At 69.9% G+C, this 12,997-nt stretch carries 9 protein-coding genes and 1 pseudogene; 6 read left to right on the top strand and 4 right to left on the bottom strand.

The genetic code is table 11. The annotated features are described in order from the left end of the window. The 4 genes from CM1CMNOD_RS22390 to CM1CMNOD_RS09745 all read left to right on the top strand — a co-directional run. Positions 1-1,322, top strand: a 1,322-nt coding sequence (locus CM1CMNOD_RS22390) for a ParB/Srx family N-terminal domain-containing protein (RefSeq protein WP_207387484.1), incomplete at its 5' end; no start/stop codon positions are given. Between the two features lie 83 nt (positions 1,323-1,405). Next, positions 1,406-2,200: a hypothetical protein gene (locus CM1CMNOD_RS09755; RefSeq protein ID WP_043603423.1), complete on the top strand. Its 795-nt coding sequence runs from the start codon at positions 1,406-1,408 to the stop codon at positions 2,198-2,200. A gap of 5 nt (positions 2,201-2,205) precedes the next feature. Then, positions 2,206-2,643, top strand: coding sequence for a hypothetical protein (locus tag CM1CMNOD_RS09750; protein WP_013873491.1), 438 nt, complete (start codon positions 2,206-2,208; stop codon positions 2,641-2,643). A 30-nt stretch (positions 2,644-2,673) separates the two neighbouring features. Then, complete coding sequence (locus tag CM1CMNOD_RS09745) at positions 2,674-3,492, top strand: hypothetical protein (RefSeq protein ID WP_013873490.1); 819 nt, start codon at positions 2,674-2,676, stop codon at positions 3,490-3,492. An 18-nt stretch (positions 3,493-3,510) separates the two neighbouring features. On the opposite strand, the gene uvrB is transcribed toward CM1CMNOD_RS09745, so the two are convergent. From uvrB to CM1CMNOD_RS09730, 3 genes are all read right to left on the bottom strand, one after another. Further along, positions 3,511-5,658 carry an excinuclease ABC subunit UvrB gene (gene uvrB, locus CM1CMNOD_RS09740; RefSeq protein ID WP_013873489.1) on the bottom strand — a complete coding sequence of 716 codons (2,148 nt, stop codon included), beginning with the start codon at positions 5,656-5,658 and terminating at the stop codon, positions 3,511-3,513. 76 nt (positions 5,659-5,734) lie between these two features. Further along, positions 5,735-6,334, bottom strand: coding sequence for a dephospho-CoA kinase (gene coaE, locus CM1CMNOD_RS09735; protein ID WP_013873488.1), 600 nt, complete (start codon positions 6,332-6,334; stop codon positions 5,735-5,737). Between the two features lie 72 nt (positions 6,335-6,406). Then, positions 6,407-6,829: an SHOCT domain-containing protein gene (locus CM1CMNOD_RS09730; protein ID WP_050803762.1), complete on the bottom strand. Its 423-nt coding sequence runs from the start codon at positions 6,827-6,829 to the stop codon at positions 6,407-6,409. 323 nt (positions 6,830-7,152) lie between these two features. Here CM1CMNOD_RS09730 and CM1CMNOD_RS24400 point away from each other — a divergent pair. Then, positions 7,153-9,490: pseudogene (locus CM1CMNOD_RS24400) on the top strand (FdhF/YdeP family oxidoreductase). A 163-nt stretch (positions 9,491-9,653) separates the two neighbouring features. Here the strand turns inward: CM1CMNOD_RS24400 and rpsA are convergent. Beyond that, the gene (rpsA, locus tag CM1CMNOD_RS09720; RefSeq protein WP_013873486.1) at positions 9,654-11,108 is read right to left on the bottom strand and encodes a 30S ribosomal protein S1; all 1,455 of its coding nucleotides are present in this window, start codon (positions 11,106-11,108) and stop codon (positions 9,654-9,656) included. 529 nt (positions 11,109-11,637) lie between these two features. On the opposite strand from rpsA, the gene CM1CMNOD_RS09715 reads away from it, so the two are divergent. Beyond that, positions 11,638-12,531 (top strand): class I SAM-dependent methyltransferase, encoded by an 894-nt coding sequence (locus tag CM1CMNOD_RS09715; RefSeq protein WP_013873485.1) that lies wholly within the window; start codon positions 11,638-11,640, stop codon positions 12,529-12,531. The last annotated feature ends 466 nt before the right edge of the window (positions 12,532-12,997 follow it).

Here is a 12,997-nt window from a genome sequence, read left to right as displayed (position 1 = left end):
CCCTCCACCTGACCCCCGCTCTCCACACCGCCAGCGCGGGGATCCCTCCGCCCGACCCGGCGCAGCTCACCCAGGCCATCCGCGACCGCGACGCCGCCCAGATCCGTCTCGAGCAGGCCCGCGGCGCCGCCCGCGGAGCCCAGGACGATCTCGACGCCGCCCGCCGGCTCGCGTTGGCCGCCGGCCGGCTGCGCGCGGACGCCGCGCACACCTGTGGCCAGGCCATCCGCGACGCCTCCGACGCGGGCATCCGCAACAAACGCTGGTGGTCCTGGGAGAAGATCAGACAGACCGCGGGCAGCCTCTGGCACACCACCGTGCGGGCCGCGCAGATCACCGTCGCCGTCCTCGGCGTCGTCGCCCTGGTGATCGGCGGGCCGGCCGCCTGGATCGTGTTCGCCGCCGCCCTGGTCGTCCTCGCCGACACCCTGGCCCGCTACACCGCCGGCGAGGCGTCCGGTTGGGACGTCGGCCTGGCGTTACTCGGCTGCATCCCGGGCACCAGGGGGCTCACCACCACCGCCGGGCTCGCCCGCGGCCTGCGCATGGCCGGCGGCGCCCTCCGCGACGGCCGGGTCCTCACCGGACTCGTTCATGGCAGCGCCATCACCCACAGCATCCTCGCCGCCGCCCGCACCCACCTCACCACCCTCACCACCAACCTCCGCGACGCCTCTACCCACGTCACCACGATTCTCAGGAACATCCTCGGGCCGTTCCCGTCGCCCGCACTGGCGATGGCCGGCGGCGAACCAGCCGGCCGGATCACCGGGCGTATTCTGAGAACAGAAGCCGGTACGTCCCGTGGTGTCGCGCGCGCATGGACACCACCGGTCCACAGCCTGGAAAATCCGCACACCATACGATTCAGTCAGGAGAACGTGAGCCCGCAGACACACGATGACATAACCCTCCCCGAACTGGTGGAGAGCATGCGGACCGAGGGTTGGAGGGGAAAGCCCATCGACGTCGTCGAACTCCCCGACAAGTCGCTGCTGAGCATCGACAACCGCCGCCTCCTCGCCGCCCGCGAAGCGGGGATAGACGTCCCAGTCATACGCCACCACCCCGACGAGCCCTTCCCGGAAGAACGAGGGAAGTCAAGATTTTTCAGACCGAATAACAATATCCGCCAGCTGTCAGACGGAAGCCTGGTCCGCGGTGGCATGGAGGGCGAAATATTATACAAGAAAAAGGCCAGGCCGCTGACCTGGGGCGAAGCCGCTTTGTTCCGGACTGCCCGCCAACCGAACAATCCCGACGGTTCGCGGTTCCCCCTGCTGGGGCGCCTGGAACCACCGAGGATCTTGGCCGGAAAATGAAAAACGGTTCGAATTCTCCGCATCTTCCAACGCTCGTAGAATGTTTTGCGAGCTATCTTCGGGATCTGACGGGCAAACGTTCGGTGGACGAACTGCTTGTCGCCCTGGATGCGAACGGGCTGTACCTCGAGCGCGACCTGCTCCAGGCCCGCCGGGACGGCCTGGCGAGACGGCTGCCCGCGCCGGAGTCGGCCGGGATCTGGAGTGGCCGGCGCTGCTGGCTGGGCTGGTACCCCCCGGATACCAGCGAAGCCTCGGCAGGTGATCTGTGGTTCGACCCGGTCGAGATCTCGCTGATGGCCCTGATCCCACAGACCCAGGAAGATCTCGCCGAACTCGCCGCGCTTCCACCGCGTTTCCTGGCACGGCAGACACCGTTCGTGGGGTGGGTCTCCGTTCGGCAGATGGCGGTCTGGCAGGCGATGGGATGTTCGCTCGTGGCCGGCCGCGGCCTGCTGGTCGACACGGAGCCCGGCCCACCGCATGCGGCTGTCGCCGGGGTGCCGCCGGCGCTCGCGTGGGACATCGCCCTCTTCCTCGGCAAGGAGACCTGTGACCCGGACTACTGGGAGGCCGCTCATGAGGCACTGTCGGCGGAAGAACTTGCGGACATGTGGCCGGATGACGCCCCGGAGCATGCCGGTGAGGAGAACTCCGGATTCTGGATCGTCGTCGGGCGCGACGATGTCCTGGCCGGCACCCCGTGGGACAACGACCTGGGTGACAGCTTTCCGTATCTTCATGCGTCTTACCCTGCGCCGGGCGTCCGCTTCCGGACCGCCGTCTCCAGCCAGCTGGGAATAACAGATCCGGAAGAGGATGATGAACCGGGCACTGTCATCGACCGTCGGCAGGCTACCATGATCGATAACAGGTGAACGTGGTGATCGATCCGCGTCTCCGACGGTTCGCTGTCCTGACGGCCGCGGAGCGGCTGCGCAAACAGGGGTGGAGCGGTGGGCCGCTGCACGCGGTGGGGCTGCCCGACGGCACGAAGATCACCCTGCAGAACGTCCTGCTCGCCGCCGCGCGCGAGGCCGGCCTCCAGGAGATTCCCACCCTCACCCACCATCCGGACGAGCCACTGCCGCTCTTCATGGCCAGGGACTTCGTGCTCGTCCGGCCGATCCGTGAGCTGGCGGACGGGTCGTGTGTGGTCGGCGGCCGGGCGGGAGAGGTGTTGTTCCGCCGGGGGCGCCGCGCGGCGACATACGGCGAGGCCGCGTTGTTCCGTGCCGTAGGCCAGGCGGACATTCCCGATGGCGCCCCGGTGCCCTTCTCGTGGACGGCCGCCATGAGCACGGGAGAAAACCAGGAATGAAAGAAGGCCAGCAATGAGAGAAGGCCGGGAATGACCGGCACGCTGGACGACGCCTATGCCGATCATCTGCGGCTGTGGGCGGCCGGGTCAGCGTCACCCCGGCTGGTGGACGCGCTTGTACGCGGCGGTGAACCGGCCGAGGCCGAGCTGCTGCGGGCATATCTCGACAGCGGCGACCAATGGGTGACCACATCACGGACGTCGGGTGTCTGGCAGGGCAGGGCATGCTGGGTCGGCACCAGACCACCGGTGGAGGCACGCGGCGGTGACCTCTGGTTCGACGTGGTCGAGGTGGCCTCCACTGTGCTGATACTGCGTCCGGAGGCGGAGCTGGCGGCTTTCTCCGCCGAGGAGTGGCAGACCCTGACCGCGTGCGTGGGCTGGCTGTCGACCAGACCGGTTCGGCGGTGGCAGTTCCTGGGCTTCGCGTCCGTCACCGGCCTGGACCCCGGCCGGACGATCGGCTCGTCCGCATATGCCATGGGCGTCCGCGGTGCCTGGGCCGACCGGTACGCCGGATACTTCGGCAAGAGCCTGCCCGGCTGGGACAGCTGGTGGGGGGCATCCTGCTCGCTCAGTGATGAAATCATCAACACCATGTGGCCGGCGGACATCCCGGAGATCGGGTTTCGTGTCGCGGAGGACGCGATGGCGCTTCTGGGCCGCGCCCGCGCGCTCCTGACGGACCAGGATCCGGATGGCCCATTCCCACTGGGTGAACGTTTTGCCGTCACGGACCGCTACTGGCTGCCGGGCATGCGGTTCCGGACGGAGCTGAGCGCCCAGCTCGGCCTCCTGCCGGCCGACCGGGGAGAGACCGGGAACGCACCCGTACTCGCCCGGCCATGAGCGGGAAGGCCGTGGGGGTCATATGCCGGCTGCGTGCATGCCGCGTAGTTCTTTTTTCAGTTCGGCGATCTCGTCGCGTAGCCGGGCGGCGAGTTCGAACTGGAGCTCCTTGGCCGCCTCGTGCATCTGGTCGTCGAGCTGGCGGATGAGCTGCGCCAGGTCGGCGCTGGGCATGCCGGCCAGCTGGGCCGCGTGCCGCCCGACCGCGCCGTCACGGCCCGCCTTCGAGGACATCCCGGGGGCCGGCACCTTCCCGCGGGACCGCGCACGACCGCCACCGCCGATGACCTCGCCCTCGGCGCTCTCCCGCACAAGGTCGTCCAGGATGTCGATGACCTTCTTGCGCAGCGGCTGCGGATCCACACCCCGTTCGGTGTTGTAGGCGATCTGCTTTACGCGCCGCCGGTTCGTCTCCTCGATGGCCCTGCGCATCGACGGGGTCACCTTGTCGGCGTACATGTGCACCTGGCCGGAGACGTTGCGGGCGGCCCGGCCGATGGTCTGGATCAGCGACTTGTCCGACCGCAGGAAGCCCTCCTTGTCGGCGTCCAGGATGGACACCAGTGACACCTCGGGCAGGTCCAGCCCCTCCCGTAGCAGGTTGATGCCGACCAGCACGTCGAACTCGCCCTTGCGCAGGCCGGTGAGCAGCTCGACGCGGCGGAGCGTGTCGATGTCGCTGTGCAGGTAGCGGACCCGGATACCGAGCTCGAGCAGGTAGTCGGTGAGGTCCTCGGCCATCTTCTTGGTCAGCGTCGTGACCAGCACCCGCTCGTCACGTTCGGCGCGGACGCGGATCTCGCCGACGAGGTCATCGATCTGCCCCCTGGTCGGTTTGAGTACGACCTCCGGGTCGAGCAGGCCGGTCGGCCGGATGATCTGCTCGACCACGCCGTCGGCGCGGGAGAGCTCGTACGGACCGGGGGTCGCCGACAGGTACACCGTCTGGTCGATGCGGGCGCAGAACTCCTCCCAGCGCAGCGGCCGGTTGTCCATCGCGCTGGGCAGCCGGAAACCATGCTCGACCAGGTTGCGCTTGCGCGACATGTCGCCCTCGAACATCCCGCCGATCTGCGGGACCGTGTTGTGCGACTCGTCGATGACCAGCAGGAAATCGTCCGGAAAATAGTCCAGCAGCGTGTGCGGTGCGCTGCCGGCGACCCGGCCGTCGATGTGCCGGGAGTAGTTCTCGATGCCCGAGCAGAAACCGACCTGGCGCATCATCTCGATGTCGTAGGTGGTGCGCATCCGCAGCCGCTGGGCCTCCAGCAGCCTGCTCTGGCGCTCCAGTTCGGCAAGCCGGTCGGTGAGCTCCGTCTCGATGCCCGCGATCGCGCGTTCCATGCGTTCCGGGCCGGCCACGTAGTGGGTGGCGGGGAAGACGAACACCTCCTGCGCCTCACGGACGATCTCGCCGGTGAGCGGATGCAGGTAGGCCAGCCGTTCGATCTCGTCGCCGAACATCTCGATCCGGACGGCGAGCTCCTCGTAGACGGGGAACACCTCGACGGTGTCGCCGCGGACCCGCAGCGTCCCCCGGGTGAAGGCGATGTCGTTGCGGGCGTACTGGACGTCGACGAACCGGCGTAGCAGACTGTCGCGGTCGATCTCCTCCCCGACCCGCAGCCGGACCATGCGCTTGATGTACTCCTCGGGGGTGCCCAGGCCGTAGATGCAGCTCACGCTCGCCACGACCACCACGTCCCTGCGGGTGAGCAGGCTCATCGTGGCCGAGTGGCGCAACCGCTCGACCTCCTCGTTGACCGAGGAGTCCTTCTCGATGTAGGTGTCGGTCTGCGCGATGTACGCCTCGGGCTGGTAGTAGTCGTAGTACGAGACGAAGTACTCGACGGCGTTGTGCGGCAGCAGCTCCCGGAACTCGTTGGCGAGCTGGGCCGCCAGGGTCTTGTTCGGCGCCATCACCAGCGTCGGCCGCTGCACCTGCTCTATCAGCCACGCGGTGGTGGCCGACTTGCCGGTACCGGTCGCGCCCAGCAGGACGAGGTCCTTCTCGCCGGCGCGGATCCGGCGGGCCAGCTCCGCGATCGCCGCCGGCTGGTCGCCGGAGGGCTCGAAGTCGGAGACGACCTGGAACGGCGCGGTCGAACGCGTGATGTTGTTGGCGGGGCGGTCGACGCCGGTGGGACGATCGGTCGTGGAGCTCACGTCCCTACAACACCACAGACCTCCGACAATTTCGCATCCGACCCGTTCCGCGCCGGCCCGCCGCGACCGCCCGGCGCTATCCGGGCTGGTGGGCCGCGAGCAGCCGCGCCCACACCTCGTCCACCCTGGCTCGAAGATCTTCCAGGCTGCCGCCGTTGTCCACGAGGATGTCCGCGACCGCCCGGCGGGCGGCGTCGTCGGCCTGGTTGGCTATCCGCGCCTGCGCCTGCTCGGGAGGCAGGCCCCGGCCGGCCAGCCGGGCCAGGCGGACCTCCAGCGGCGCCTCCACCACGACGACCACGTCGTACCGGTCGGCGAGACCGGCTTCGACGAGCAGCGGCACGTCGTAGACGACCACCGCGTCCGCGGGTGCCTGCGCCATGCGTTCAGCCGCCTGAGCGCCGACCAGCGGATGCGTGATCGCCTCCAGCCGGCGGCGGGCGTCCGGGTCGGCGAACACGACCGCCCCGAGAGCCGCCCGGTCGAGAGCGCCGTCGGCACCGAGCAGATGCGAACCGAACTGTTCGACCACGGCCCGCAGCCCCGGCGTCCCGGGAGCGACCACCTCGCGGGCGAGCTGGTCCGCGTCGATCACCACCGCGCCGTGGCCGGCCAACAGCCGCGCCACCGCGCTCTTGCCCGCACCGATCCCACCGGTCAGCCCCACCCGCAGCACAGGACCGAGTCTGCCGCATCGCCCCGTCCGCCGTACCGGATGGGCCGCCGTACCTGATGGGCGGGCCGCCCATCAGGTGAGGACCTTGGCCTTCAGCCGCTGGTACTCCTCGTCCGAGATGGCGCCGTGGTCCCGCAGCTCGGCGAGGCGGCCGATCTCGTCCGCGGGGCCGCCGCCCGGCGGGAAATGGTTACGCAGCACCCGTTCCCGCAGCGCCTGCTCCTGCTGGGCCGCCCGCTCCATCGCCCGTTCGTGCATGCTGCCGCCCCGCACGATCAGATAGATAAGGATGCCGAACAACGGGAACACGACGGCGACGACGATCCAGCCTGCCTTACCCCAGCCGGACAGGTCATGGCTGAGCAGAATGTCGGACACGACCGCGAAGAGCAGATAGAACCACAGTGCGAAGAGAAAGAACCACAACAACGTCCAGAACACGCTGAGCAGCGGATACGAATAGCCGGTGTCCACGATGGCCCCCTTGGTCGCCATGGCCGCTCCTGCTGTCGCCCGCGGCGGGCCCGCGAGCGGCACCGCACCCGGCCCCCCGGCACGGATACGGCCGGTGCGCGCGCACGGCCGATGGAACGCGACAACCGCCACCTCCACCATGCGCGGCAACGGCGCACCCCTCCTCACCCCCGGCAGGTGAACCCCCGCACGCCCCGCCACGCCCCGAGAACGCCCGCCAGCATCCCGCCGGCGGTTTCCAGTGGTTGCGGTTCATTCGCCGGGCATATATTGATCCTTTGACCAGTGTCCATCTGTGTGACGGAGCATGCGCGTCTGAGTGATCCGCGTGGGAGGTGGCCGGGGTGGTGCGTGGGGCGCCGGTGGCGGATCCGGACGAGGGCCGGGTTACGGCGGACGGCCCGGCGCGTTATGCGGCGGGGGTGCCCGGGGTGGCGCACGCGCTCGGCCAGTCGGTGGCCCAGATGGGGGTGCGACGCAGCGTCACCACCCTGCGGCTGCTCAACCAGGCGGACGGGTTCGACTGCCCGGGCTGCGCCTGGCCGGACCCGGATCCCGCGCACCGCTCCGCCGCGGAGTTCTGCGAGAACGGGGCGAAGGCCGTCGCCGAGGAGGCGACCCTGCGCCGGCTGACGCCGGAGTTCTTCGCCGCGCATCCGCTGCCGGACCTCACCGGCCGCTCCGGCTACTGGCTCGGGCAGCAGGGCCGGCTGTGCGAGCCGATGTACAGGGCGGCGGACGACGACCACTACCACCCGGTGAGCTGGGACGACGCGTTCAGGATCATCGCGGCCGAGCTGACCGGTCTGGACAGCCCCGACGAGGCCGTCTTCTACACCTCGGGACGCACCAGCAACGAGGCGGCGTTCGTCTACCAGCTGTTCGTCCGCGCGTTCGGCACCAACAACCTGCCGGACTGCTCGAACATGTGCCACGAGTCCTCCGGGGCAGCGCTCACCGAGACGATCGGCATCGGCAAGGGCAGCGTCACCCTCGACGACCTCGAACAGGCCGACCTGGTACTCGTCGTCGGGCAGAACCCGGGGACGAACCATCCACGCATGCTCTCGACGCTGGAGCGGGTGAAGCGGGCCGGTGGCGGCATCGTCGCGGTCAACCCGCTGCCCAAGACGTCGCTGATCCGGTTCCGTAACCCGCAGCGGCCCGCCGGTGTGCTCGGGCGCGGCACCGCCCTGGCCGACCAGTACCTCCAGATCCGGCTCAACGGTGACATGGCGCTGTTCCAGGCGCTGTCACGCCGCCTGCTCGACGCCGAGGCAGCCGCCCCGGGCACGGTGCTCGACCACGGCTTCCTCGCCGCGCACACCACCGGCTTCGACGCGTTCGCCGAGCATCTGCGGACGCTGTCCGGCGACGACGTCCGGCGACGACGTCCGCGCCGCCACCGGGCTCGCCGACAGCGAGATCGACGAGCTGGCCCGCCGGGTACTGGCCGCCAAGAAGATCATCGCGTGCTGGGCGATGGGACTCACCCAGCACGCCAACGCGGTGGCCACGATCCGGAAGGTGGTGAACTTCCTGCTCCTGCGCGGCAACATCGGCCGGCCGGGAGCGGGGGTCTGCCCGGTGCGCGGGCACAGCAACATCCAGGGCGACCGCACGATGGGCATCTGGGAGAGGATGCCGGACGTGTTCCTCGACGCCCTCGGCTCCGAGTTCGGCTTCACCCCGCCACGGCGGGGTGGCTACGACGTCGTCGACGCGATCCGTGCGATGCGTGACGGGCGGGTGAAGGTCTTCGTCGGCATGGGCGGCAACTTCGTCGCCGCCGCGCCCGACACGGCCGTCAGCGAGGCGGCGATGCGTGGCTGCCGGCTCACCGTGCAGATCTCCACCAAGCTCAACCGCTCCCACGTGGTCACCGGCCGCCAGGCCCTCATCCTGCCCACGCTGGGCCGGACCGAGATCGACGTGCAGGCCGGCGGCCCGCAGTTCGTCACCGTCGAGGACTCGATGGGCGCCGTGCACGCCTCCCGCGGCGGCCTGCCACCGGCCGCGCCGTCGCTGCGCTCGGAGGTCGCCATCGTCTGCGGGCTCGCCCGGGCCACCCTCGGCGGGAGAACCACGGTGGACTGGGCGGGCCTGGCCGGCGACTACCGGCGCATCCGCGGCCACATCGCCGCCGTCATCCCCGGCTTCGCCGACTACGACGCCCGGGTCGCCCGGCCCGGCGGGTTCCTGCTGCCGCACCCGCCCCGGGACAGCCGCAGCTTCCCGACCCCGTCCGGCCGCGCCGCCATCACCGTCAACACCCTCGAGGTGCTGCGCACACCGCCCGGGCACCTTCTGCTCCAGACGATCCGCTCCCACGATCAGTACAACACCACCATCTACGGCCCTGACGACCGTTACCGTGGCATCCGCCACGGCCGGCGCGTCGTCCTCGTCCACCCCGACGACCTCGCCGCGCTCGGCATCCCCGACGGGGGTCAGGTGGACATTGTCAGCGTCCACGATGCCGCCGCCGGGAAGGGCAAGGGCAAGGGCAAGGGCAAGGAACGTCGGGCCGAGAACTTCCGGGCTGTCGCCTACCCGACCGCCCGTGGCTGCGCCGCGGCCTACTTCCCGGAGACGAACGTCCTTGTCCCGCTGGACAGCACCGCCCGGCGCAGCAACACTCCCACGTCGAAATCACTGATCATCCGGCTGGAACCACGGTAGGACGCGGCCAGCCGCGCGCACGCGGAGCCGTCAGAAAGCAGTCATCGGGAACATACGGACACATGAGTGTGGGCCTGTAGGAAGAATCTCCTACAGGCCCACACTCATGTCACTGAACGATCAGTGGTAGCACCCGGCTGGCGGAGCCGACCAGATGGCGGGGCTACTCCCGGCCGAACTGCTCGCGGAGCCGGCGCAACGCTTCCTCGTCGATCGCGGAAGCGGGCTGCTCCGACTCGGCGGAGGTGTAGGACGACGGCGCGGCCGCGGCAGCTTCGGCCTCCTGGGCGGCGCGAATCTGCGCCTGGTGCGCCTCGTACCGCTGCTGGGCCTCGGCGTACTGTCGTTCCCACTCGGCCTGCTGCTCCTCGAAGCCGGGCAGCCACTCCCCTGTCTCCGGGTCGAAACCCTCGGGGTAGACGTAGTTGCCCTGCTCGTCGTACTTGGCCTCCATCCCGTACTGGGACGGGTCGAACGCCTCGCCGTCGGGCACCAGCGCGCTGCTGTCGTTGGCCTGCTTGAGGGACAGGCTGATCCGACGGCGGTCCAGGTCGATGTCGATGACCTTGACGAGGATCTCGTCCCCGACGTTGACGACCTGCTCGGGGATCTCCACGTGGCGCTCGGCCAGCTCGGAGATGTGCACCAGGCCCTCGATGCCCTCGTCCACCCGGACGAACGCGCCGAACGGCACGAGCTTGGTGACCCGGCCCGGCACGACCTGGCCGATGGCGTGGGTGCGGGCGAACTGGCGCCACGGGTCTTCCTGGGTGGCCTTCAGCGACAGCGACACCCGCTCCCGCTCCAGGTCGACGTCGAGCACCTCGACCGTGACCTCCTGGCCGACCTCGACGACCTCGGACGGGTGGTCGATGTGCTTCCAGGACAGTTCGGAGACGTGCACCAGACCATCGACGCCACCGAGGTCGACGAACGCGCCGAAGTTGACGATGGAGCTGACGACGCCCTTGCGGATCTGACCCTTGGCGAGCTGGGCGAGGAACTCCGAGCGGACCTCGCTCTGGGTCTGCTCCAGCCATGCCCGCCGGGAGAGAACCACGTTGTTCCGGTTCTTGTCCAGCTCTATGATCTTTGCTTCGAGCTCACGGCCGACGTAGGGCTGCAGGTCCCGGACGCGGCGCATCTCCACCAGGGAGGCCGGCAGGAAGCCACGCAGCCCGATGTCGAGGATGAGGCCACCCTTGACGACCTCGATGACGGTGCCGTTGACGACGCCGTCCTCCTCCTTGAGCTTCTCGATCGTGCCCCAGGCGCGCTCGTACTGGGCGCGCTTCTTCGACAGGATGAGCCGGCCTTCCTTGTCCTCCTTCTGGAGAACAAGAGCCTCGACATGATCGCCGACAGTCACGACCTCGTGCGGGTCGACATCGTGCTTGATCGAAAGCTCCCGGGACGGGATGACGCCTTCGGTCTTGTAGCCGATGTCGAGGAGCACCTCGTCGCGGTCCACCTTCACGATGGTGCCGTCGACGATGTCGCCGTCGTTGAAAAATTTGATCGTCTTGTCGACGGCGGCGAGGAAGTCCTCGGCCGAGCCGATGTCGTTGACCGCGACCTGCGGGGTGGTCGGGGTAGGCGGTGTGGTCACGGTCTCCATGGGTCGTACGTCGGTGGTGCTCGTCAAGGGGTCGGCTCCGACTACGGGGTTCGTCGTATGCACGAGGGCCGGGTCGAACCGCCGGGACGGAGGGACAGGGACCGTGCTAAACGAACACTGTCGATACCGAAAGCGACGCTCGAGCGGATCTGCTAGGTCTGAGACCCACGGACTCTCGTGCCAGTCCCAAGTCTAGGGACCGGTGTCCAAGGTGGTCAACGCCAGGGGCCCGCAACCTCGTCCAGGATCACAGGATCGACGGGACCGCCGGACGCGCGGCCCCACCGCGGGGCCGCGCCGGCGGCCTGGCGCCACCACCCCGAAGCGGCTGGCACGACTGAACTCAAACGGCTGAACTGGCACGGCTGACGGCACGGCTGGCACGGCTGGCACGGCCTCGTTCCGCGGCCGGCCGGCCATCCCCGCGCGGTATCCGGGGCGCGACGGCACGGCCCCGGCGGGACACCGCCCGCCCGGGCGCGCACCGCCGGCGTCCAGGGGCCCGCCGGACGCTGCGAGGATCGATGCCGTGAACGGAACAGAACACCCCGGCCCGGCCGCCGGCGAGCCGGAACCCGCCCGCCGGGTCGCGCCGCAGTACCCTCCGGGCCACTACCACCCGGCGGAGTTCGGCTACAGCGACATCGACGACGACAGCGCCCGGTGGGCCAGCCGCGGCTACTGGGACGCCACCGCCGACGACTACCAGGCCGAACACGGCGCCTTCCTCGGCGACACCGACTTCCTGTGGTGCCCGGAGGGGCTGCGGGAGGCCGATGCCGGGCTGCTCGGCGAGGTCCGCGGCCGCACCATCCTGGAGATCGGCTGCGGTGGCGCGCAGTGCGCCCGCTGGCTGGTCGCCCGCGGCGCCGAGGTGGTGGCGCTGGACCTCTCCGCCGGGCAGCTGCGGCACGCCCGCGCGCTGTCGGCCGCCACCGGTATCCCGGTCCCCCTGGTGCAGGCCGACGCGGCCCGGCTGCCGCTGGCCGACGCGAGCGTGGACACGGCCTGCTCCGCCTTTGGCGCGATCCCGTTCGTCGCGGACAGCGCCGCGGTCATGCGCGAGGTCGCCCGGGTGCTGCGGCCCGGCGGCCGCTGGGTCTTCTCCACGACACACCCGATGATCTGGTCGTTTCCCGACCATCCGGGCAAGGAGGGGCTGACGGTCGTGCGCAGCTACTTCGACCGGCGGGCCTACGTGGAACGGGACTGGGCCGGCCGGACTACCTACGCCGAGACGCACCGGACCGTCGGTGACCGGGTCCGTGAGCTGGTGGCGGCCGGGCTGCGCCTGCTGGACGTGATCGAGCCGGAATGGCCGGCCGGTCACGACCGGATCTGGGGCCAGTGGGGGCCGGTGCGGGGCCGTTTCTTCCCGTCCACCGCGATCTTCGTGACCGACAGGCCTGCCCGACCCACCTGACACACTCCGGCACTCCGGCACTCCGGCACTCCGGCATGTACCGGTATGTACTTGTATGTACCGATAGGAACCGGGCCGGTGCCGACAGGCACCGACAGGAGCGGCCACGGGGGTGATATCCGGAGTCCGGCGGGACCGGCCACTGATTTCCCGACGCGGGAATGTCACATCGGGCAATGGGAAAATCGCTGCCGTGACGCCGGGGGGTGGTGACGGGCCAGCAGTTCGTCCGAGCGCGACGAACACCCTCCCGGTTGTGACGGACATCCTCGCGGCCCATGGCGTCCTCTCGGCCAGCGGTGTCGCGACGGGTCGCGGCACGGCCAGCACCGCCGCGGCAGGTCGCCCCCGGGCCGACAGCGCCGCGACGGGTCGTGCCGCGACGGACGGGGGCAGCACAGACACAGGCACCGCGCGCGGGGGCACGGCGGGCCGGGCCGGACGCCCGCGCGCGGTGCCTGTGTCC

The sequence above is a fragment of the Protofrankia symbiont of Coriaria myrtifolia genome, assembly GCF_900634755.1.
Lineage (GTDB): Bacteria > Actinomycetota > Actinomycetes > Frankiales > Frankiaceae > Protofrankia > Protofrankia coriariae.
The sequence above is the reverse complement of the archived record's forward strand: the minus strand, read 5'-3'. Positions and strand labels throughout refer to the sequence as shown.